Consider the following 20,430-nt stretch of genomic DNA (forward strand, 5'->3'; position numbering starts at 1 on the left):
CGGTGCATGTCGGGGCGGCACGTACCCTGCTGTCATGAGGAGTGGCGCCAGCAGGAGGACCGTATGACGTGGGGTACCCGGCGTGCGCTGGCTGGTGTCTGGGCGATGCTGCCGTTCGCACTCCTGCTCGTCTCGATCCGGGTCTGGTCGGACCCCCCCTCCCAGGTGCCTACCCACTGGTCCGGAACGTACCCGGACGGGCTGTCCGACGGGGGGTCGGTGCTGGTGACGGCCCTGGTCGTGGCGGGATTCGGTGCAGTGCTGGCGTCGCTGGTCGCGCTGCTGCGTGTGCTGGTCCCCGGGGTGTGGTCCCGGTGGATCGTGGCGGCCCTGGCCACCGTGTCCGGCGGTGCGGCCGCGGTGTGGGGGGTGAGCGCCGGGGCGACCCGGTTGGTGGGGGACCCGGCGCAGGTTCACGTGGCGTGGTCGCTGCTCGCGGTCCTCATCACTGTTGCCTTCGGTGTCGTCGCCTACCTCGTGCACGGCCGCGAGGTGCCGCCACTGGAGGAGCTGCTCGACCGCATACCCGAGCAGTCACGGGTCATCCCCGCGCGGGCCGGCGGGGACGGCGCGGCGTCGGCGCACTGGCAGGGGAGGTCCCGCAACGGCCTCCTGGTCGGCATCAGTGTGTTCACCGCCGTGGTCTTCGCGATCTGCGCGGGACTGCTGCTCGTCTCGGACGGCGGGCCCTGGGTTGCCTCGCTGATCACCCTCGCCGGGGTGCTGCTGACCCTCTTCGTGCTGGCCTGGTCCTCGATCCTGATCACGGTGGACGACCGCGGGCTCCGGATCCGGTCGGCCCGCCTCCCGGTGACCCTGCTGACCGTGGCGGCCGACCAGGTGCTGGGGGTCGAAGTGCATGATCTGGACCCGATGCGGTGGGGCGGCTACGGGCTGCGAGGTACTCCCGGTCGGACGGCCTTCATCGTGCGGGGAGGGGACGGCATCGTCGTGCACCGCGCCAACGGGACGCGGCTCGCCCTCGAGATCACCGAGGACGAGCCGCGTGAGGGGGCAGCGACGCTGCTACGCGTCGCCGGTCAGGCGTTGGCCGGCTCCCGCTCCGGGTCCGCGCCCAGCTGATCGTGCTCGATCCCGAGGTCGCGCTCCAACTTGGCGCCCTCGACGTCCACCTCGGGCAGCGCCCGCTCAAGCCAGGCCGGAAGCGCCCACGCGCGCTCGCCGAGCATGCTCAGGACCGCCGGGGTCAGCGTCATCCGCACCAGGAAGGCGTCGACCAGCACACCGATGGCCAGGCCCAGCCCGATCGGGCGGATCATCATCAACTCGGCGAAGGCGAAGCCGCCGAAGACCGAGATCATGATGATGGCCGCGGCCGTCACCACCCGGGCGCTGAGGTTGAACCCGCTGACCACGGCCGAGCGGGCATCCTCGCCGTGCACGTGCGCTTCCCGCATCGCGGTGACCAGGAAGACCTGGTAGTCCATCGCCAGCCCGAAGAGCACGCCGATCAGCAGGATCGGCAGGAAGCTCAGGATGGGGCCGGGGTCGTGCACGCCGAAGAAGGAGCCAAGGACGCCCCACTGGAAGACGGCCACGACGACGCCGAAGGCGGCTCCGATGGACAGCATGAAGCCGGCTGTGGCGAGCAGCGGCACCAGCAGGGAGCGGAACACCAGGAGCATCAGCACCAGGGACAGTCCCACGACGACCAGCAGGTACACCGGCAGCGCCTCGGCGAGCTTGGCGGAGATGTCGATGTTGGCGACGGTCTGGCCGGTGAGGCCCAGCTCGCCCCCGTTGTCCTGACCGATCCTGTCCGCGGCGGAGTCCAGCGAGTCCACGAGCTGCACGGTCGACTCCTCGGCCGGCCCGCCCTCGGGGACGATCTGGAAGGCGAGCGTCGTCCGGTCCTCGCTCACCCCGAACGGCACGATGTAGTGGGTGCCGTTGACCAGGGCGAGGTCCTCGCCGATCTCGACCTGCTTCTCCATCAGGGCGGTGTCCCCGTCCGCGACGGGCTCGTCGAGGGTGAACATGGCGACGATCGGGCCGTTCGCGCCCTCACCGAAGTTCTCCCGGATCAGGTCGTAGGACTGGTAGGCCGTGCTCTCCTCGGCCTCGGAGCCGCCGTCGGGCAGGCCCAGGCGCAGGTCCGTCACCGGGAAGGCCGCGACCGCGACGACGGCGACGACGCCGATCACCGAGAGGATCGGGTGACGTTGCACGAGCGCAGCCCACCCGCTGCGCTTGGGTCCCTGCTCGGCCTCCAGGTGGCGCGACCTGCCGCGGGAGCGACCCAGGGCCCGGTCGCCGAGCAGGGAGAGCAGCGCCGGGGTCAGGGTGATGGCGACCAGCACGGAGACCAGCACGGTCCCGGCAGCCACCAGGCCCATCACGCCGAGGAACGGGATGCCGGTCACGACGAGCGCAGACAGCGCGATGATCACGGTCATCCCGGCGAAGGTCACGGCGTTGCCCGAGGTGCCGTTGGCCAGGGCGATGGACTCCACGGTCCCCATGCCCTGGCGCAGCTGGGCGCGGTGCCGGTTGATGAGGAACAGTGAGTAGTCGATGCCGACCGCCAGGCCCAGCATGAGCGCCAGGGCCGGGGTGACGGAGTTCATGTCGACCACGGCGGTGAGGGCCATCGCCGCACCCACGCCGACGCCGACCCCGATGACCGCCATCAGCAGCGGCAATCCGGCGACGAGGAGCCCGCCGAGCATGATCAGCAGCACGACTGCGGCGACGATGAGGCCGATCACCTCGGTGACGCCCATCACGCTGCTCAGGTCCTGGGTGATGACCTGGCTGTACTCCACCCCGATGCCGGCGTCGGACAACTGGGTCCCGATCTGCTGGATCTCTTCGCCGGTCTCGGGCGCGAGGTCGGTGCTCTCCTGGTCGAACTGCAGCTGGACCAGGGCGACGGTGTTGTCCTCGGTGACGAACCGTAGCCCGTCATTGAGGGAGCTGAACCGGGAGCCGAGGGCGAGCTCGGCCCGCCCGGAGTCAATCTCCTCCTGGCCGCTCGCCAGCTCGGCCCGCCCGGCGTCGATCTCCTGCTGCCCCTGCGTCAGCTGCTCGTCGGCGGCTGCCAGTTCGGCCTCGGCCTGGGCGACCACGTCGGCCGGCAGCTGGTCCCGGTTGGCTTCCAACTGCTCCTGCCCCGCCTCCCACTCGGCGCGGCCTGCGTCGATCTGGGACTGGGCCTCGTTCAGCTCCGCGCGGCCCTGGTCGAGCTCGGCCTGGCCGTCCTCGAGGTCTGCGGAGGCGGACTCCAGCTCGGTCGCGCCCGAGTCCAGCTCCTCCTGGGTGCTGAAGGGGTCCACGACCGTGCGGACCTGCTCGACCTCGCCCCACTGGGCGAGCACGTCCTCGATGACCTGGCGGTCTGCCTCGTCGAACCCGTCGTCGCTGGTGAGCACGACCGGTCCCATGGCGCCCGCCGCGTCGGGAATCTCCTCCCGCAGGTCCTCCAGGACCGCCTGGAAGCGGCTGTCGGGCATGGTGAACTCGTTGGTCAGCGGCTTCATGAACACCGCGGCGGCGGTGCCGGCGGCGGCGATGATCACGAGCCACGTGGTGACGGTGCGCCACGGGTGCTGGGCGCACCAGCGCCCCAGGCGGTGCAGGAAGGATGCCACTGTTGATCCTTTCGGTGACACCGGTCCGTGCCGGTGTCCGGGATGCGTTCGTTCGGTCGGGTGTCGTGCGGTATGCCGTGGGGAGCGTCGCCGCTGACCTCGCCTCCGGCCGTGGTCGGGTCTGTCAGTCAGTCGGTTGCGTGCTGGGGCCCTCGTGCCGTGTGGGGGTGGTGGCCCAGCCGGCACGGACGTGGTCCAGGACGCGGAGCATCAGGTCGTTGAACTCGGTGGCCGCCTGCTCGTCGACGGAGTCGCCGACTCGCTGCAGCCACTCGGCCTCCACGGCCTCGAACAGCGCCATGATCGCGGCAGCGAGGGTGGCGGTGTGCAACGCGTCCCCGGCCCCGGGGCGCTGACTCAGCAGTCCCTCCAGCCAGCCCCGGTGGTGTTGCCAGACGTTGAGCTCCAGCGCCGTGGGGCGGCCGGCGCGCCGGCCGCCGGATGACTCGGTCGAGCACGCGAGGGCGTGCATCCAGGTCAGCAGTTCGGCGCCGATGGGGGCGTCTTCGAGGGCCCGCATGATCGCGGTGACCTGGTCCTCCTCCGCGGGACGGGCCAGGAAGGCCGCCTCCAACGGGGCCAGGGGGGCCGAGGTGCCCTCGGCGAGGGCGGCCTCGATACTCGGGAAGTAGTTGAAGAAGGTCCGTCGGGAGACCCCGGCCTGCTCGGCGATGTCCTCCACCGTCAGCGACTCCAGGCCGCCCGCCGAGACCCGTGATCGGAGGGCCCCCAGCAGCGCCTCACGGGTGCGGGCCTTGTTCTGCTCCCGCCGGCTGGTGGTCACGCTCATAGGGTCGAGAGTACGGGGATATTTGCACTGAGTGCAACTCTGCACGGAGTGCAAACAGTGTGAACTGGCTCACGGCCCCCACCGCGCCGCTCCGGCTCGCGTTCGGTCAGGGCGCGGGGACCTGCTCGGCGGACTCGTACCTGGCCACGGACACGAGGCAGCCGTCCTCGACGTGGAAGAGCACCCAGGTCGGCGTGGGCTCGGTGGGCGCCGGGAACGGCACGTTGTCGGCCGTCCAGTGGGCCAGTTCCGCCACGACCACGCGACCGGATCCCGTGGGGTCCTCGACGATCTCGTGTTGCGGCTCGAGCCTGATCCCGGACCGGGCCAGCCAGCCACGCATCAGGTCGTGCCCACGGCCGGTGCCGCGCGGACCACCCACCGCGACCTCGGGGTGGGCGCAGGCGACCGCGCCCTCGACGTCACCGGCGTTCACCGCCTCGTGCCAGGCGATCACCGTCTCTGCTGCTCCTCGCATGCCTCCACCCTGACCCGCTGGGGCTCTCGCGGCAAGGCCCCGGGCGCTCGCAATCAGGCCGCGGCCGTCGCGGCAAGGGCCGTGGACGACGTCGGAAGCTACAGCGTGGCGCCCTCGGCCGCCCGGGCCAGGCGCCGGGACCGGCCTGCCGCCCGGAGCGAGTCGATGGTGAGCACGGCCAGCGCCAGCCAGACCAGGGCGAACCCGATCCACCGGGACGTCGGCATCACCTCGCCGAGCAACAGCACGCCGCACATCAGCTGCAGCACCGGGGTGAGGAACTGCAGCATCCCGATCGTCACCAGCGGCACCCGGCGGGCCGCCCCCGCGAAGAGCAGCAGCGGGACCACCGTGGCCACGCCGGTGGAGATGAGGAGCACCGTGTGCCCGGCCCCCTCCGTGGTGAAGGTCGCGCCACCGGAGACCTGGATCCAGACCAGCAGCGCGATGGCGAACGGGGCGACCAGGAAGGTCTCGCCGGAGAGGGACTGCCAGGCCGTGAGGGTGTCCCCGACCCGCTTCTTGAGCAGCCCGTAGGCGGCGAACGACAGGGCCAGGCTGAAGGAGACCCACGGCGGCCGCCCGTAGTCGATCGTCAGGTAGAACGCGGCGAGCGCACCCAGCCCCACCGCCACCCACTGCCAGCGACGCAACCCCTCCTTCAGGACCAGCACGCCGAGAGCCACGGTGACCAGCGGGTTCAGGAAGTACCCCAGCGCCGCCTCGGTCACGTGCCCGGTGACCACGGCGAGGATGTAGACGGTCCAGTTCGCGGCGATGAGTGCACCGGCCAGGCCGACCGTGAAGGCCTGCTTGGGGTGCCGCACCAGGTGCCAGAACCAGCGAGCCTGCCCCATCACCGTCATGGCCACCAGGCAGAGCACCAGGGACCACACGACGCGGTGGCCCAGGATCTCCAGCGGTGCGGCCGGCTTCAGCGCGGCGAAGTACAGGGGGAAGGCGCCCCACAGCCCGTAGGCGGCAAGTCCGTACGCGGTGCCGCGGCGACGCTCCGAGTCGGGCCCCTCCTTCACCCGCCCACGGTCCAGGTGTCCTTGCCGTGGAGCAGGCTGGTGAGATCGGCATCGCCGGCCGGCCCGCCGGCGCTGGCGCGGGCTGCCTCGACCTGGGCGCGGACCCGGTCGTCGTAGGTGGGCCGCTCGACGCTGCGGAAGATGCCCATGGGCACGTGGGCCATGGTGGGGTCGTCGAGCCGGGACAGCGCGAACGCCGCACTGGGCTCCTCTGCCGTCGGGTCGTGCACCACCACCGAGGCGCCCTCGGCCCCGCCGGTGGCGTCGAGATCTGACTCGGGGACCACCCGCAACTCCCCGGACTCGGCATCACGGACGACGATGTGCGCGCCATCAGGGTGGTCGGGGTTGCCGAACCGCACGGGTTCGCCGGCGACCAAGTGGGCGATGCGGGCGGCGCCGGAATCCCGGTCCTTGAGCAGCTGGAAGGCGCCGTCGTTGAAGATCGGGCAGTTCTGGTAGATCTCGACCAGGGCCGTGCCCCGGTGGTCGGCCGCCGCGCGCAGCACCTCGGTCAGGTGCTTGCGGTCCGAGTCCAGGGTGCGGGCCACAAAGGTGGCCTCGGCCCCCAGGGCAAGGGACACCGGGTTGAAGGGCTGGTCCACCGACCCGAGGGGTGTGGACTTGGTCACCGTGCCCACCTCGGACGTCGGCGAGTACTGGCCCTTGGTGAGCCCGTAGATCTTGTTGTTGAACAGCAGGATCGTCAGGTTCACGTTGCGCCGCATCGCGTGGATCAGGTGGTTGCCGCCGATCGAGAGGGCGTCGCCGTCCCCGGTGATCACCCAGACGGAGAGATCTTCCCGGGCGGTGGCGAGGCCGGTCGCGATGGCCGGTGCCCGCCCGTGGATGGAGTGCATCCCGTAGGTGTCCAGGTAGTACGGGAACCGCGAGGAGCACCCGATCCCGGAGACGAAGACGATGTTCTCCCGTCGCAGCCCGAGCTCGGGCAGGAACCCCTGGACCGAGGCGAGCACGGCGTAGTCCCCGCAGCCCGGGCACCAGCGGACCTCCTGGTCGGAGGTGAAGTCCTTCTTGGTCTGCGGGGCGGCCCCCTCGGGCTGCCGCGGGACTCCGTGCGTGCCGGTCGGCATACCCAGGTCGGTGCTGGTGCCGGGTGTGGTGGTGCCGGCAGTGGTGGTGGCGGTGTCGGTCTCGGTGGTCCGCGCGGTCATGTCGCTGACTCCTCGGTCTCGGCGGTGGCAAGCACGGTGCGGTGGAGCACCTCCGCCAGGTCGGTGGCGCCGAACGGGAGACCGCGGACGGCGGTGTGGCTGTGCACGTCCACCAGGTAGCGGCCCCGCAGCAGCAGCGCCAGCTGCCCCAGGTTCATCTCGGGGACGATCACCCGGTCGTAGGAGCGCAGTACCTCCCCGAGGTTGGTCGGGAACGGGTTGAGGTGGCGCAGGTGGGCGCGGGCGATGTGGGTGCCGGTGCCGCGGACCAGGCGCACGGCGGCGGCGATCGGCCCGTATGTCGAGCCCCACCCGAGGACGAGGACGCGCGCCTTGCCGCCGGGGTCGTCGACCTCGACGGGCTCGACCGTGTCGGCGATGCGGTCGATCTTGGCCTGGCGCAGCCGGACCATGTGGTCGTGGTTGTCGGGGTCGTAGGAGATGTTGCCGGTGACGTCGGCCTTCTCGATGCCGCCGATGCGGTGCTCCAGCCCCGCGGTGCCCGGGATCGCCCACGGCCGGGCCAGGGTCTGCTCATCCCGCAGGAACGGGTGGAACACCGGCTGGCCGTCGTCGTCCGTGGCGTTCGGGGAGGTGGCGAACTCCACGCCCAGGTCGGGCAGGTCGGCGACCTGTGGGATCAGCCAGGGCTCGGACCCGTTGGCCAGATAGCCGTCGGACAGCACGATCACCGGTGTGCGGTAGGTCGTGGCGATCCGGACCGCCTCCAGCGCGGTGTCGAAGCAGTCCGCGGGCGACTGCGGGGCGATGACCGCGACCGGGGACTCGCCGTTGCGGCCGTGCAGTGCCTGCAGCAGGTCGGCCTGCTCGGTCTTGGTCGGCAGCCCGGTCGAGGGCCCTCCCCGCTGGATGTCGATCACGACCAGCGGGAGCTCGGTGGCCACGCCCAGACCGATCGTCTCCGCCTTCAGCGCCAGGCCCGGCCCGGACGTGGTGGTCACGCCCAACGCGCCGCCGAAGCTGGCCCCCAGGGCCATCCCGACCGCGCCGATCTCGTCCTCGGCCTGCAGCGTGGTGACCTCATAGCGCTTCAGCGCGGCCAGTGCGTGCAGCACGTCCGAGGCGGGCGTGATCGGGTAGGACCCGAGCACGACCGGCAGCCCGCTGCGGTGGCCGGCGGTGACCAGCCCCAGAGCCAGGGCCTGGTTGCCGGTGATGGTGCGGTAGGTCCCCGGGGGCATCGGTGCCGCGGCGACCTCGAAGCGCACGGCGAAGTCCTCGGTCGTCTCCCCGTAGTTCCACCCCGCGCGAAGGGCGGTCAGGTTGGCCTCGAGCACCTCGGGGTCCTTGGCGAACTTGGCCCGCAGGAACGTCTCGGTGCCCTCCAGGCTGCGCGAGTACATCCATGACAGCAGGCCCAGGGCCAGCATGTTCTTGGCGCGTTCCTTCTCCTTGCGGGTCAGGTCGAAGGCGGCCAGCGCCTCGACCGTCACCGACGTGAGCGGGATCTCGTGCACGTGCCAGGACTCCAGGGACCCGTCCGTCAGCGGCGAGACCTCGTAGCCGACCTTGGACAGGTTGCGCTTGGTGAACTCGTCGGTGTTGACGATCACCGTCGCCCCGCGGGGGATGTCGGCGAGGTTGGCCCGCAGGGCCGCGGGGTTCATCGCGACCAGCACGTCGGGGTGGTCGCCGGGGGTGAGCACGTCGTGGTCGGCGAAGTGCAACTGGAAGCTGGAGACCCCGGGCAGCGTCCCGGCGGGTGCGCGGATCTCCGCGGGGAAGTTGGGCAGGGTGGACAGGTCGTTGCCCAGGCTGGCGGTCTCGGAGGTGAACCGGTCACCCGTGAGCTGCATCCCGTCGCCCGAGTCGCCGGCAAACCGGATCACGACGCGGTCCAGCCGTTGCAGGGGCTTGCTACTCATGCCGGCACTGTCACCAGATCTCGTGAGGACGGTGGTTGAGCCGCTGGCTGCGGTCCCCTTCATGGTAAGGGCCTCCTGACCGCCGCGCCCTCCCGGGAGCGGCGTGGCCGCGAATCGGTCGCCCGACGGGTGGGATCATCCGCTGGGGGGAGGTGGGCCCCCGCTGGCGTCTTTAAGGTGGTGGACATGTGGAGCGCGGGTGGCACATGGGGACACCGGACCGGTCGACGGGGATACCGGACCGACCGGGCGAGACTGAGGGGAGTACGCACCCTGACGGCCCTTGGACTCGGGGCGGCGTTGGTGCTCGCAGGCTGTAGCAGCGACGATCCGGCGGGGACGACGGACGAGGCGGGGACGACGGACGAGGCGGGGACGCACACGAGCGCCGACGGCGCCACCGCGACCTCCGGTGCCGAGCCGGCACCCGCCCTGCCCGCCGGCGCACTGGGGGAGCAGGCCAGGTGGGTGCTCGACCTGCTCGACCCCGGGGCCAGGGGGCCGTCCGCAGAGGAGGCGCAGGAGCGGTTCTCCGCCGAGTTCCTCGAGGCGGTGCCAGCCGACCAGATCGAGCCGGTGCTGGTCGACCTGCGGGAGGGCGGTCCGTTCACGGTGGTGGCGGTGACCGAGCAGCCGGCCGGGGCCGACGGCACCAGGTCGGCCCAACTCAGACTCACCGGGGAGAGCCCGGTCGTGCTCAGCATCGCGGTGGACGCCGAGGAGCGGATCAGCGGTCTGCTGCTGCAGCCGGACAGCACCGCGGACCTGCCGCCACTCGACTCCTGGGAGGACCTGGACGACCAGCTCGCCGACCTGGGCGGGACCACGCAGATCTACGTGGCCGACGTCGCGGACGGCACCTGCGTCCCGGTGCACGAGACCCCCGACGCGCAGGCCGCCCCGTCGGGCTCGGTCTTCAAGCTGGTCGTGCTCTCGGCGGTGGTGGACGCCGTCGCCGACGGCGACCTCGACTGGGAGACCGAGCTGACCATCACCCGCGAGCTGAAGAGCCTGCCCTCCGGGCAACTGCAGAACCGGGAGGACGGCTCGGTGGTCACCGTGCAGGAGGCCGCCGAGATGATGATCGCGATCAGCGACAACACCGCCACCGACCTGCTCATGGACGCCGTGGGGCCGGAGCGGGTCGCCCGGGCGGTCGAGGGCATCTCCGTCGAGCCGGACCGGCTGACACCGCTGCTGACCACCCGGGAGTTCTTCCTGCTCGGGTGGGGCGCCCCCGACCTCCGGGAGCAGTGGGCCGACGCAGACCCCAGCACCCGCGCGGACCTGGTGGCGCAGCTCCCGGAGGACACCTCCGGGCTCAACCCGCTGACCATCACCACGCCGGCCTGGCCCGACGGTGTCGGGTGGTTCCTCACGGGGGAGGAGGTCTGCGCCGTGCACGCCGAGCTCCAGGAACAGGCACAGACCGACGCCGGCGCACCCGTGCGGGACATCCTGGCGGCCAACCCCGGGCTCCTGCCCCCCGCTGGCACGTCCTACCAGGGGTTCAAGGGCGGCTCGGCACCCGGCGTGCTGGCCTACTCCTTCTACCTGGAGGCCGACGGCAACCCGGAGACCGACGGCGAGGGCGGCGACGGCGCTGGGGCCGGGGGCGGGCGGGTCCTGGTCCTCCAGGTCCGCCACGAGGGCGCCATCGTGGACCAGCCGTTCAACGACCTCACCCAGGCCGCGCTCGGCCTGTTGGCCTCCGGCGGCTGAGACAGGGTCCACGGCCAGCCGGGGCGACGGCGCTAGGCTGCCGTGCGATGACCGATTACCTCGTGGTTCTCGCCGTGGCTCTCGCCGGGGTGGCCCTCGTCGCGGCCGCGGCCGGAGGGCGGCGCCTGCTCGCGCCGCACGACGCGCGCCCGACCAAGCTCACGACATACGAGTCCGGGGTGGACCCCGTCGGGTCGGGGTGGAGCCAGGGGAGCCTGCGCTACTACGGCTACGCGTTGCTCTACGTCGTGTTCGCCGTGGACGTGGTCTACCTCTTCCCCTGGGCGCTGGTGCTGCGCACCGACCTCGGGGCGGCCTCGCTGGTCGAGATGGCGATCTTCGTCGGGGTGCTGGTGGTCGGCCTGGCCCATGCGTGGCGCCGCGGCCTGTTGAGGTGGGTGTGATGACCGTCGACCTACCCGAGCCCCGCGTGGGACCCGCCGCAGACAAGGCGCCGGCCGCCGTCCGCGTGGTGCTGAACTGGGGTCGCAAGTACTCGCTGTGGGTGTTCAACTTCGGCCTGGCCTGCTGCGCGATCGAGTTCATCGCCGCCTCGATGGCCCGGCACGACTTCATCCGTCTCGGCGTCATCCCGTTCGCCCCCGGACCCCGCCAGTCGGACCTGATGGTGGTCTCCGGGACCGTCACCGACAAGATGGCGCCCGCGATCCGCCGTCTCTACGAGCAGATGCCGGAGCCGAAGTACGTCATCTCCTTCGGCGCCTGCTCCAACTCCGGCGGCCCCTACTGGGACTCCTACTCGGTCACCAAGGGCGTCGACCAGGTCATCCCGGTGGACGTCTACGTCCCCGGGTGCCCGCCCCGGCCCGAAGCCCTGCTCGCCGGCATCGTGACGCTGCAGGAGCAGATCGCCGGGGAACGTCCCGGGCGGGCCAGGGCCGGCTCCCGCCCCCGGCCGTATGCCGAGGCGCCGGTCTCCGCCGCCGAGGTCACCCGGGACCTGGTCGAGCCGCCCGCGTCGGCGCAGGACGGGGATTCGCCGAAGGACGGGGAGTCTCCGCGGGACGGTGACCAGGCGTGACCACGCTCGGCAGTGGGGCCCAGACCCGCGACCTCGAGCCGGGGGAGTGGGTGTCGGCGGTCACCGCCGCGCGGGACGCCGGCTACGACTACTTCGACTGGCTCTCCGCCGTGGACCAGACCGACGCCGACCAGGACCCGGGGCTGGACGTCCTGGTGCACCTGATCGCCACCAGCCCCGAGGCGCCGCGGCCGCTGGCCCGCCTGCTGCTGCGCACCCGCCTCCCCGACGGCGCCCTGCTGGCGAGTCTCACCGGGGTGTTCGCCGGTGCCGCCTGGCACGAGCGGGAGACCCACGAGATGTTCGGGGTGGAGTTCACCGACTTCGACGACGGCACCGACCAGAGGCTGCGCCCCCTGCTGCTTCCCGACGGGTTCGAGGGCACCCCGCTGCGCAAGTCCTTCGTCCTCGCGGCGCGGGCGTCCAAGGCCTGGCCCGGCGCCAAGGAGCCGGGGGAGTCCGACTCCAGCAAGAGCAAGCGGTCGCCGAGCCGACGCCGGCTGCTGCCGCCGGGGGTGCCCGACCCGTCCTGGGGCCCCCGCTGAGCTCCCGGAGGCCTCCGGTCCCCGGCTGGGACGAGGCAACCCCCGGCGTCCTGCGACTCCCCTCCGGTCGACTCGTCCGGGGCCGTCCCGTCGGTGAGCACCGCGAACCGGAGGCCGACCTGACGGTCTTCCTGCTGGGGTCGACCCCGCCGGAGACGGACCACGACACCGCATGGGTGCGGTGGCGCGACTTCGGGCTCCCCGCCGACCGTTCCGTCGCCACGCAGGTGCTCGCCGAGGCGTGGCGCCGCGCGGTCGACGAGCGGGTCGAAATGGTTTGCCGGGGCGGCCGCGGACGCACCGGCACCGCGCTGGCCTGCCTCGCCGTGCTGGACGGTGTGCCGCCCGAGCGGGCCGTGGCGTTCGTCCGGGAGGGCTATCACCCCGGCGCGGTGGAGACGCCGTGGCAGCGGCGATTTGTCGCCGGGTTCGACCCGACCGGGACCGGCTGAGCCCCCGTGACGGACCGCCGAGCGCGGCCGAATTCCCGCCGTCGGGGGTGACAGTGGATAGGCTGCCGACGATGCTCAGCGAGTTGCCGCTGCTGGCGGAGACCATCATCAAGGCCGTCGTCGTGCTGGCGGCCTTCCTGATGCTGCCCCTGGCGGTGGGTCAGACCGAGCACAAGGTGATGGGTCATATGCAGGGACGGCTGGGCCCGATGGAGGCCGGACCGCACGGGATCGCCCAGCTCGTCGCCGACGGGATCAAGTTCGCGCAGAAGGAGGACGTGGTCCCCGCGGCCGCCGACCGCTGGGTGTTCCGCCTGGCCCCGGCCGTCGCACTGATCCCCTACCTGGTGGCGCTCGCGGCCATCCCCTGGTCGTCGACCTGGATCGCCGCCGACCTGCCGGCGGGCCTGCTCTTCGTGCTGGCCGTCACCTCGGTCGGGGTCATCGGCACCCTGATGGCGGGATGGGGCAGCGGCAACAAGTACTCCCTCATCGGCGGGATGCGCGCCGCCGCCCAACTGGTCAGCTACGAGCTGCCGCTGGCGCTCGCCGCCGTGTCCGTCGCGCTCGCGGCCGGCACCTTGTCCCTGGGCGGGATCGTCGGGGAGTGGCAGTGGTGGTGGCTGCTGTGGCAGCTGCCCGGTGCCGCGGTCTTCCTCGTCGCCACCGTCGCCGAGCTCCAGCGGGTCCCCTTCGACGCCCCGATCGCCGACGGCGAGATCGTCTTCGGCCCCTACACCGAGTACACCGGCCTGCGCTTCGCGTTCTTCCTGCTCGCCGAGTACGCCGGCATCGTGGTGATGTCCCTGCTGTTCGCGGTCCTCTTCCTCGGCGGCTGGGGCGGCCCGTGGGCGGAGGTCCTCGGGCCGCTGTGGACCGTCCTCAAGGCCGGGCTGGTGGTCCTGCTCATCCTCTGGCTGCGGGTGGCCTGGCCACGGGTCCGGGAGGACCAGCTGCAGCGGCTCGCCTGGCTGGTGCTGCTCCCGGTCGCCCTCGGCCAGGTCGCCCTGACCAGCGTCGGGGTGGTGATCTGGGGATGAGCGAGGACCAGAAGCCCCCAGGCCTGATCGCCTCGGCGCGGGCGCTCGGCCGCGGGATGGCCACCACGGCCAAGGTTTTGGCGCGTGCGCCGCACACGACGCAATATCCCCACGTCGAGCCCGACCTGCCAGACCGCTCCCGGGGCGTCATCGCGCTGCTGGAGAGCAACTGCACCTCCTGCATGCTGTGCGCCCGGGAGTGCCCCGACTGGTGCATCTACATCGACTCCCACAAGGAGACGGTGGAGCCCGGCCCGGAGGGCGGCCGGGCCCGCTCGCATAACGTCCTGGACCGCTTCGACATCGACTACTCGCTGTGCATGTACTGCGGCATCTGCATCGAGGTGTGCCCGTTCGACGCCCTCTTCTGGGCCCCCGACTTCGCGTATGCCGAGGGAGACATCCGCAACCTGCTGCACGACAAGGAGCGGCTCGAGGGCTGGATGGGCCAGGTCCCCGAGGCCGCGCTCCCCGAGGGCGGGCGCGGTGGGCGGGTGGCCGCGGCGGCAGCCAAGGCCGCTGCCGAGGCGGAGCGGGACTCTGGGACCGAGCGGGGGGCCGAGTGACCAGCCGGGACGTCCTGTTCGTCGCGGTGGGTCTGCTCACCGCTGCCAGCGCCATCCTCGCGGTGACCTCGCGCCGGGTGCTCCACGCGGGCCTGTGGCTCGTCGTCAGCATGGGCGGCCTCGCCGGCTGCTACCTGGTGCTCGGTGCCGAGCTGGTCGCGTTGGTCCAGCTCCTGGTCTACGTCGGCGCCGTGGTCGTCCTCGTGCTGTTCGCCCTGATGCTGACGCGGGTCGGTGCCACCCCGGAGGACGCACCCCAGGGCTACCGCGCGCTGTCGGCCGTCGTCGCCCTCGCGGTGACCGTGCTGCTCGGCGGCACCCTGGTGGCCGCGTTCGGGTGGGACGCGGTCGCCGTCACCGGACCGGACGGACCGGACGTCGGGGCGGCGATCTTCGGCACCTGGGTCTGGCCGTTCGAGTTGCTCTCGCTGCTGCTGCTCGCGGCCCTGGTCGCGGCCATCGCGGTCGCCACCGCGGGGAAGGGGCGGGTCAAGTGATCACCCCCGCCCTCCCGCTGCTGCTGGTCGCCGTGCTCGCCGGCGCCGGCACGTACGGCGTGCTCGCCCGCCGGCACCTCGTGCTGGTGCTGATCGGCGTCGAGCTGCTCATCGCCGCGGCCGGGCTGCTGCTGGTGACCGTGGGGCAGCTGTACCCGGACCCACTGGCGTCCGGGCCCGTGCTGACCCTGTTCCTGATCACCATCGCGGCGGCCGAGGTGGTCGTCGCCCTCGCGGTCCTGATGGCGTTGTTCCGCAGCCGCGGTGATGTGGACGGGCACCGGGAGGTGACCCGCACATGATCGGCACCCGCGACCTGCCCTGGCCCGACCTCGGTGAGTGGGAGCTGCCCTCCCTGCCGATGCCCGACCTCCCGGTCCCCGACCTGCCGATCCCCGAGCTGCCGGGAGCCGCGGCCCAGTACGCCGTGGCGGTCCCCTTGGTCGCCGCCGTGGTCGGCCTGCTCGTCGTCAGGCGCTCCAGCCGGGCCGCGGCCTGGACCGCGGTGCTGGGGTCCCTGCTGACCCTGGCGGTGGTGGTCGCCCAGGCGTACGCGCTCACCCAGACCGGTGGGGTGCGCTCGTCCGGCACCGTCGGACCCCTCGCCCTCGGTGACTTGACCGTCCCGCTGGAGCTCACGGCATACCGGCTGACCGCCCTCACCGCGGTGGTGGTGGCGCTGGTCGCCTGTGTCGTGCAGGTCTTCGCCCGCTGGTACCTCTGGTACGACCCCCGCTACCGGCAGTTCTCCTCCACCGTCTCGCTGTTCACCGCCGCGATGTTGCTCGTCGTGCTGTCCGGGGACGTGCTGCTCACCCTCATCGGGTGGGAGGTGATGGGCTGGTGCTCCTACCTGCTCATCGGCCACCTGTCCGCCAAGGACTCGGCGAACCGCGCTGCCATCAAGGCGCTGCTGGTCACCCGGCTGGCGGACGTCGGGATGTGGCTCGGGCTGATCGCGCTCGCGGCGCCGGCGGGCAGCACCCGGATCGCCGACATCGTCGACCACTGGGTGGTCCTCGACGGCGACGGTGCCCTCGCGACCCGGCCCGGCGGTGGCGTGCTGCTGGCGCTGGCCATGATCGGCGTTGTGGTCGGCGTGCTCGGCAAGTCGGCCCAGGTGCCGTTCCAGGACTGGCTCCCGGATGCGATGGAGGGCCCCACCCCCGCGTCGGCGCTGATCCACGCCGCCACCATGGTCGCGGCCGGCACCGTCGTGCTGGCCCAGCTGTTCCCGCTGCTGCAGGCCAGCGGCCCGGCCCGGCTCCTGCTCGCCGTCCTGGTCTCCGTCACGGTGGTCGGGGCCGCGCTGCTCGCCTTCGCCCAGCCGGACCTGAAGCGGATGCTGGCCTGGTCCACCGTCAGCCAGGTCGGGTTGATGCTCGCCGCGCTGACCGTCGTGCCCTCCGGCGCCGACCCGGACGCGGCGATCCTGCACCTGGCCTCGCACGGTGTCTTCAAGGCGCTGCTGTTCCTCGCACTCGGGTGGCTCAGCGTGCTCACCGGGGGCACCGCGATCGCGTATGTCGTGTCGGGGCTGACCCGCTACCGCAGCGTCCGGCGGCCGATGGCGATCGGGCTGCTGGCGCTCGCCGGGGTGCCGCCTATGGTCGGCTTCGTCTCCAAGGAGCTCATCCTGGGCCAGGCCGAGGCCGGGGTGGAGGCCGCGGGTGGCCTGGCCAGCACCCTGGTCCTGGCAGCCGTCGGGGCCAGCGTGCCGCTGACGGCCGCCTACTGCATGCGGGCGTGGCTCGTGCTGGCCAGGGACCAGCCGATGCGCCAGCCCGCCAAGACCGGTCACGAACGGATCGACGACTTCTTCGCCGAGCCCGAGGTGGTGCACGAGGCCGCCGGCATCGAGGAGGCCGAGGCGGCGATCTCCTCGACGGCGCGCGTCGGGATCAGCCTCCTGGGCTTCCTCAGCGTCGTCGGCGGCGCACTGGCCTTCACCCCCGTGATCCAGGTGGACGTGCGGGTCGACCTGCAACTGCTCATCGCCTCGCTCGTGCTGATGGCGGTGGCTGCCTTCGCCGTCTGGCTGGCCTCCCGCGGCATCCGGTCCCGGGACGCGGCCACCCGGCTGCCGCTGCCGCTCAGCCTGGCGGCCGAGCGTGGCCTGGGGGCGGGCGCGCTGTACCACCGCGTGGTGGTGCGCCCCGTGCTCGCGCTGGCCAGGGGAGTCACCTGGGCCGACCGCGAGGTGCTCGACGGATATGTCCGCGGCGCCGGAGCCGGCAGCCGGGTGCTCGGCTGGCTGGCTGAGCGGACGACGCCGTGGCGTCCGGCCGGTGCGATGACCCTCGTCCTGTTGGGCGTCGTGATCCTCGGCGCGGTGGGGGTGGTCCTGGCATGAACCTGGACTTCCTGTCCCTGGACTTCCTCGACCCGGTGGCCCCCTACGGGCCGTTCGTCGCGGTGCTCGCCCCCCTCGTGGTCGCCCTCGTGCTGGTGGTCGCCGACCGGTTCCCGGACCCGCCCACCGAGGGGCTCTCCCGCCCCATCGCGCTGGGCGGTGCGCTGGTCTCCGCGGCGGCCGCGGTGCTGGCCGTGCTGCAGCGCCCGGACGTCGACCTGCCCTGGATCCCCGCCATCGGGGTCCGCCTGGACCTGACCGTCGACGGGATCAGCGCCCCGCTGCTGCTGCTCACCGCCCTCACCGGCGTGGTGGCCGTCGCCCTGCGCTACCACGAGCCCGAGCGGGACCACCCCGCCAAGGAGGTGACGGCCCCGCTCGACCTGGGCGGACGGCATACGGCGCAGTCCCTGGCCACCTACTACGGGTGCCTCCTCGTCGTCCTCTCCGGCGCCATGCTGGCGTTCCTGGCCCGGGACGCCATCGTCTTCTTCGTCGCCTTCGAGATGGTGCTAGTGCCGATGTGGCTGCTGGTCGCGCGGCACGGTGACGGCACCAGCGGCGCCGACCGCGACGGCGCCGCGGCCCGGTTCGTCCTCTTCACCGCCACCGGCTCCACCCTGATGCTCGTCGGCATCCTGGCCCTGGCCACGGCGACCGGCACCAGCGACATGGGGGCCTGGCCCGAGCGTGTCGGCACCCTGGGGGTCGGCACCCAGGTCGTGGTCGCCGCCCTGCTGGTCGTCGGGCTGGGGATGAAGATCCCTGTCTTCCCGCTGCACACCTGGCTGCCGTGGGTGCACTCGACGGCGCCGACGGCCGGCTCGGTGCTGCTCGCCGCGGTCCTGCTCAAGCTCGGCGTGTACGGCCTGATCCGTCTCGTCGTCGCCCCGTTGCCGGACGGGTTCGCCACCGTCTCCCCGGTGTTGGCCGGCTTCGCCGTCACCGGGATCGTGTGGGCCGGGCTGGCGTGCCTGGTCGAGCGGGACCTGAAGCGGCTCATCGCCTGGTCCTCGATCGCACACCTCGGCTTCGTCGTGCTCGCGCTGGCGGCCGGCACCGCCACGGGCCTGCAGGCCGCACTGTTCGGCAACGTTGCCCACGGCCTGATCTCGGCCCTGCTGTTCGTCGTCGTCGGCGAGCTCAAGCACCAGTGGGGCACCGCGGACCTGGCCACCGCCCGCGCCGCGCTGCGCGAGGTGGCTCCCCGTCTGGGCTTCGCCCTCGTCGTCGGGATGGCCGCCGCGATGGGGCTCCCGGGCCTCGCCGGGTTCTGGGGGGAGTTCGGGGCCCTGTATGCCGCATGGTCACCGGCCGCCGACCGCACCGAGGGGTGGTTCCGGGTGTTCGCCCTCGTCGCGGCCCTCGGGGCCGTGCTGGCCGCGGCCTACGCCGTGCGGGTGCTGCGCGAGGTGTGGGCCGGTGACCGGAGCACGCCGCTGATCGGGGACGCCCGCAGGGTGAACCTGCTGCTGATCTCCGTCCTCGTCGCCTGCATCGTCGGGCTCGGCGTCTACCCGGCCCCGCTGCTGGACCTGACGGAGCCGGCCGTGACCCAGCTGGTCGCGGTGATGGGGGGTTCCCGGTGAACCTGACCCTCAATCTCGGCGCCCTGTGGCCCGTCCTGGCGCCCGCGCTGGGCGCCCTCCTCGTCCTCGTCGTCGAGGCCGTCGCTCCCAAGCTGCGCCAGGTGCACCTGGGCGTGGCCGGCCTGGCGCTGCTCGGTGGCGCCGCCGCCACGGTCCCCGGCCTCCTGCAGTCCTCCGGCGACCGGCGCTCGGCGTTCTGCATCCCCGGCGGCGACTGTCTCTACGGCGCCAGCTCGATCACCTCGGGGCTGCAGTTGCTCGCCCTGGGGGCTGCCGGCGTGGTGCTGGCGCTGGCCTGGACGGACTGGAACTCCCGCGCGCGCGGCTCCGGGGGCACGGCGGTGCTGGTCGTGCTGTTGCTCGCCGCCACCGCGGGGATCACGGCGGTGCCGGCGGCGCGGGACCTGGGGTCGCTCCTGGTCGCCCTGGAACTCGCCACCCTGCCCACGGTCGGACTGGTCGTGCTGGAGCGACGCCGCGGCCGAGAGCAGGTGGCCGTCGAGGGGGCGGTCACCCTGCTGGTGACCTCACTGGTCTCCTTCGCGCTGCTCGCGATGGGCGCCGCGCTGTGGGTCGCCGCCACCGGCACCGGGATGCTGTCGACCGCGGCCGCCGCCACGGCAGCCTCCGAGGGGCGCGCCCCCGTGCTGGTGCTCGCCGCGGTGTTCGCCCTCGCAGGCATCGGGTTCAAGCTGTCCGCCGCGCCTTTCCATGCCTGGACACCCGTCACCTACGGTGCCGCCCCGCTGGCGGTCACCGTCTACCTCGCCGGAGCGTCCAAGGTCGCGGCGCTCGGCGCCCTGATCGTGGTGGTGCAGGCCCTGGCCGGTGCCTCCGGGTTCACCCTCGTCGCGGTGGGCATCGTCGCTGCCCTGAGCATGACGCTGGGCAACGTGGTCGCCCTGCGCCAGACCGACCTGATCCAGCTGCTGGCCTGGTCGGCCGTCGCCCAGGCCGGCTGGATGATGCTGCCGCTCACCGCGGTGTCCAACCGTGCCGTCCACGCCGCGGCCGGCTACCTGGCCGTCTACGTCGTCGCCACGTTGCTCGCCTTCGTCGTCGTGCTCGGCGTGGGCCAGGCGGTCCGGATCCGCGCGGGCGCTGAGGAAGACGAGGCCCGGGAGGACGGGGGCGCGGAGGACGAGGGCCGGGACCTGCCGGCCGTGAGCGGTCACACCCTGGAGGACCACCGCGGGCTGCTCCGCCGCCACCCGTGGACGGCCGCAGCGCTCGCCTTCGCACTGCTTGCCCTCGCCGGCCTGCCGCCGGCGGTCATCGGCCTGGTGGCCAAGGTCGTCGCGCTGCGCCCGGTCGCCGGCGACGGCACCTGGTGGCTCGCGGTCGTCGCCGCGCTCAACGTCGCCCTCGGCATTGCGGTGTACCTGCGCTGGCTGGCCGTCCTCGTCGCCCGGCCCCCGGTGGACGAGCACGGCATACCGGTGCGGTCCCCGGACGACGACGACGTCAAGGTGTCCTACTCCTGGTCCGGCCCACACCCGTGGCTGATCGGCGTGCTCACCACCCTCCTGGTGCTCGGCAGCATCTCGCCCGTGGGCATCTTCTAGCCAATTTTGATAGCGAGTTTGTCGCCCGAGCCCGCCTTTTCGTAGTGGTTCTGCTCCGGACCTCCGCGTGCCATCCCGGGATATG

At 72.4% G+C, this 20,430-nt stretch carries 19 protein-coding genes; 13 read left to right on the top strand and 6 right to left on the bottom strand.

Features of this window, described 5'->3' with window-relative positions; genetic code table 11:
* The first annotated feature begins 63 nt into the window (after nucleotides 1-63).
* Complete coding sequence (locus AC1QRC_RS05990; protein ID WP_484205882.1) at nucleotides 64-1,083, top strand: hypothetical protein; 1,020 nt, start codon at nucleotides 64-66, stop codon at nucleotides 1,081-1,083.
* On the opposite strand, the gene AC1QRC_RS05995 is transcribed toward AC1QRC_RS05990, so the two are convergent.
* From AC1QRC_RS05995 to AC1QRC_RS06020, 6 genes are all read right to left on the bottom strand, one after another.
* The gene (locus AC1QRC_RS05995) at nucleotides 1,041-3,611 is read right to left on the bottom strand and encodes an MMPL family transporter (protein ID WP_484205883.1); all 2,571 of its coding nucleotides are present in this window, start codon (nucleotides 3,609-3,611) and stop codon (nucleotides 1,041-1,043) included. The genes AC1QRC_RS05990 and AC1QRC_RS05995 overlap by 43 nt on opposite strands.
* A 124-nt stretch (nucleotides 3,612-3,735) precedes the next feature.
* A complete protein-coding gene (locus tag AC1QRC_RS06000) occupies nucleotides 3,736-4,401 on the bottom strand; it encodes a TetR/AcrR family transcriptional regulator (protein WP_484205884.1) in 666 nt (221 codons plus the stop codon).
* A 106-nt stretch (nucleotides 4,402-4,507) separates the two neighbouring features.
* A complete protein-coding gene (locus AC1QRC_RS06005; protein ID WP_484205885.1) occupies nucleotides 4,508-4,879 on the bottom strand; it encodes a nuclear transport factor 2 family protein in 372 nt (123 codons plus the stop codon).
* A 98-nt stretch (nucleotides 4,880-4,977) separates the two neighbouring features.
* Nucleotides 4,978-5,913, bottom strand: coding sequence for an EamA family transporter RarD (gene rarD / locus AC1QRC_RS06010; protein WP_484205886.1), 936 nt, complete (start codon nucleotides 5,911-5,913; stop codon nucleotides 4,978-4,980).
* Complete coding sequence (locus AC1QRC_RS06015; protein ID WP_484206585.1) at nucleotides 5,910-7,007, bottom strand: 2-oxoacid:ferredoxin oxidoreductase subunit beta; 1,098 nt, start codon at nucleotides 7,005-7,007, stop codon at nucleotides 5,910-5,912. Before AC1QRC_RS06015 ends, rarD begins: the two co-directional genes overlap by 4 nt.
* 77 nt (nucleotides 7,008-7,084) lie before the next feature.
* A complete protein-coding gene (locus AC1QRC_RS06020) occupies nucleotides 7,085-8,974 on the bottom strand; it encodes a 2-oxoacid:acceptor oxidoreductase subunit alpha (protein WP_484205887.1) in 1,890 nt (629 codons plus the stop codon).
* Between the two features lie 303 nt (nucleotides 8,975-9,277).
* On the opposite strand from AC1QRC_RS06020, the gene AC1QRC_RS06025 reads away from it, so the two are divergent.
* The 12 genes from AC1QRC_RS06025 to AC1QRC_RS06080 all read left to right on the top strand — a co-directional run bounded on the left by AC1QRC_RS06025 (nucleotide 9,278) and on the right by AC1QRC_RS06080 (nucleotide 20,345).
* The gene (locus AC1QRC_RS06025; protein WP_484205888.1) at nucleotides 9,278-10,696 is read left to right on the top strand and encodes a serine hydrolase; all 1,419 of its coding nucleotides are present in this window, start codon (nucleotides 9,278-9,280) and stop codon (nucleotides 10,694-10,696) included.
* Nucleotides 10,697-10,743: 47 nt separating this feature from the next.
* Entirely contained in the window at nucleotides 10,744-11,100 is a 357-nt protein-coding gene (locus tag AC1QRC_RS06030) for an NADH-quinone oxidoreductase subunit A (RefSeq protein ID WP_484205889.1), read from the top strand.
* On the top strand, nucleotides 11,100-11,738 hold the full coding sequence (locus AC1QRC_RS06035) for an NADH-quinone oxidoreductase subunit B (RefSeq protein WP_484205890.1): 639 nt from the start codon (nucleotides 11,100-11,102) through the stop codon (nucleotides 11,736-11,738). The genes AC1QRC_RS06030 and AC1QRC_RS06035 overlap by 1 nt, the downstream gene beginning before the upstream one ends.
* A complete protein-coding gene (locus AC1QRC_RS06040) occupies nucleotides 11,735-12,283 on the top strand; it encodes an NADH-quinone oxidoreductase subunit C (protein ID WP_484205891.1) in 549 nt (182 codons plus the stop codon). The genes AC1QRC_RS06035 and AC1QRC_RS06040 overlap by 4 nt, the downstream gene beginning before the upstream one ends.
* Nucleotides 12,284-12,459: 176 nt before the next feature.
* A complete protein-coding gene (locus AC1QRC_RS06045; protein ID WP_484205892.1) occupies nucleotides 12,460-12,735 on the top strand; it encodes a protein-tyrosine phosphatase family protein in 276 nt (91 codons plus the stop codon).
* A 71-nt stretch (nucleotides 12,736-12,806) separates the two neighbouring features.
* Nucleotides 12,807-13,775, top strand: a complete 969-nt coding sequence (nuoH, locus tag AC1QRC_RS06050) for an NADH-quinone oxidoreductase subunit NuoH (protein ID WP_484205893.1) — start codon at nucleotides 12,807-12,809, stop codon at nucleotides 13,773-13,775.
* Nucleotides 13,772-14,341: a 4Fe-4S binding protein gene (locus AC1QRC_RS06055; RefSeq protein ID WP_484205894.1), complete on the top strand. Its 570-nt coding sequence runs from the start codon at nucleotides 13,772-13,774 to the stop codon at nucleotides 14,339-14,341. Before nuoH ends, AC1QRC_RS06055 begins: the two co-directional genes overlap by 4 nt.
* Nucleotides 14,338-14,838, top strand: coding sequence for an NADH-quinone oxidoreductase subunit J family protein (locus AC1QRC_RS06060; RefSeq protein ID WP_484205895.1), 501 nt, complete (start codon nucleotides 14,338-14,340; stop codon nucleotides 14,836-14,838). Before AC1QRC_RS06055 ends, AC1QRC_RS06060 begins: the two co-directional genes overlap by 4 nt.
* Nucleotides 14,835-15,140: an NADH-quinone oxidoreductase subunit NuoK gene (gene nuoK, locus AC1QRC_RS06065; RefSeq protein ID WP_484205896.1), complete on the top strand. Its 306-nt coding sequence runs from the start codon at nucleotides 14,835-14,837 to the stop codon at nucleotides 15,138-15,140. Before AC1QRC_RS06060 ends, nuoK begins: the two co-directional genes overlap by 4 nt.
* Nucleotides 15,137-17,191 carry an NADH-quinone oxidoreductase subunit 5 family protein gene (locus AC1QRC_RS06070; RefSeq protein ID WP_484205897.1) on the top strand — a complete coding sequence of 685 codons (2,055 nt, stop codon included), beginning with the start codon at nucleotides 15,137-15,139 and terminating at the stop codon, nucleotides 17,189-17,191. Before nuoK ends, AC1QRC_RS06070 begins: the two co-directional genes overlap by 4 nt.
* Nucleotides 17,188-18,780 carry a complex I subunit 4 family protein gene (locus tag AC1QRC_RS06075; protein WP_484205898.1) on the top strand — a complete coding sequence of 531 codons (1,593 nt, stop codon included), beginning with the start codon at nucleotides 17,188-17,190 and terminating at the stop codon, nucleotides 18,778-18,780. The genes AC1QRC_RS06070 and AC1QRC_RS06075 overlap by 4 nt, the downstream gene beginning before the upstream one ends.
* Entirely contained in the window at nucleotides 18,777-20,345 is a 1,569-nt protein-coding gene (locus tag AC1QRC_RS06080; RefSeq protein ID WP_484205899.1) for an NADH-quinone oxidoreductase subunit N, read from the top strand. The genes AC1QRC_RS06075 and AC1QRC_RS06080 overlap by 4 nt, the downstream gene beginning before the upstream one ends.
* Nucleotides 20,346-20,430: the final 85 nt, after the last annotated feature.

The sequence above is a fragment of the Ornithinicoccus sp. genome (assembly GCF_057176825.1).

Bases quoted from the DNA above. Each gene is read 5' to 3' on its own strand.
- AC1QRC_RS06000 (WP_484205884.1), bottom strand. From the start codon at position 4,401: ATGAGCGTGACCACCAGCCGGCGGGAGCAGAACAAGGCCCGCACCCGT.
- AC1QRC_RS06005 (WP_484205885.1), bottom strand. From the start codon at position 4,879: ATGCGAGGAGCAGCAGAGACGGTGATCGCCTGGCACGAGGCGGTGAAC.
- AC1QRC_RS06035 (WP_484205890.1), top strand. From the start codon at position 11,100: ATGACCGTCGACCTACCCGAGCCCCGCGTGGGACCCGCCGCAGACAAG.
- AC1QRC_RS06030 (WP_484205889.1), top strand. From the start codon at position 10,744: ATGACCGATTACCTCGTGGTTCTCGCCGTGGCTCTCGCCGGGGTGGCC.
- AC1QRC_RS06075 (WP_484205898.1), top strand. From the start codon at position 17,188: ATGAACCTGGACTTCCTGTCCCTGGACTTCCTCGACCCGGTGGCCCCC.
- AC1QRC_RS06070 (WP_484205897.1), top strand. From the start codon at position 15,137: ATGATCGGCACCCGCGACCTGCCCTGGCCCGACCTCGGTGAGTGGGAG.
- AC1QRC_RS06055 (WP_484205894.1), top strand. From the start codon at position 13,772: ATGAGCGAGGACCAGAAGCCCCCAGGCCTGATCGCCTCGGCGCGGGCG.
- AC1QRC_RS05990 (WP_484205882.1), top strand. From the start codon at position 64: ATGACGTGGGGTACCCGGCGTGCGCTGGCTGGTGTCTGGGCGATGCTG.
- AC1QRC_RS06015 (WP_484206585.1), bottom strand. From the start codon at position 7,007: ATGCCGACCGGCACGCACGGAGTCCCGCGGCAGCCCGAGGGGGCCGCC.
- nuoH (WP_484205893.1), top strand. From the start codon at position 12,807: ATGCTCAGCGAGTTGCCGCTGCTGGCGGAGACCATCATCAAGGCCGTC.
- AC1QRC_RS06020 (WP_484205887.1), bottom strand. From the start codon at position 8,974: ATGAGTAGCAAGCCCCTGCAACGGCTGGACCGCGTCGTGATCCGGTTT.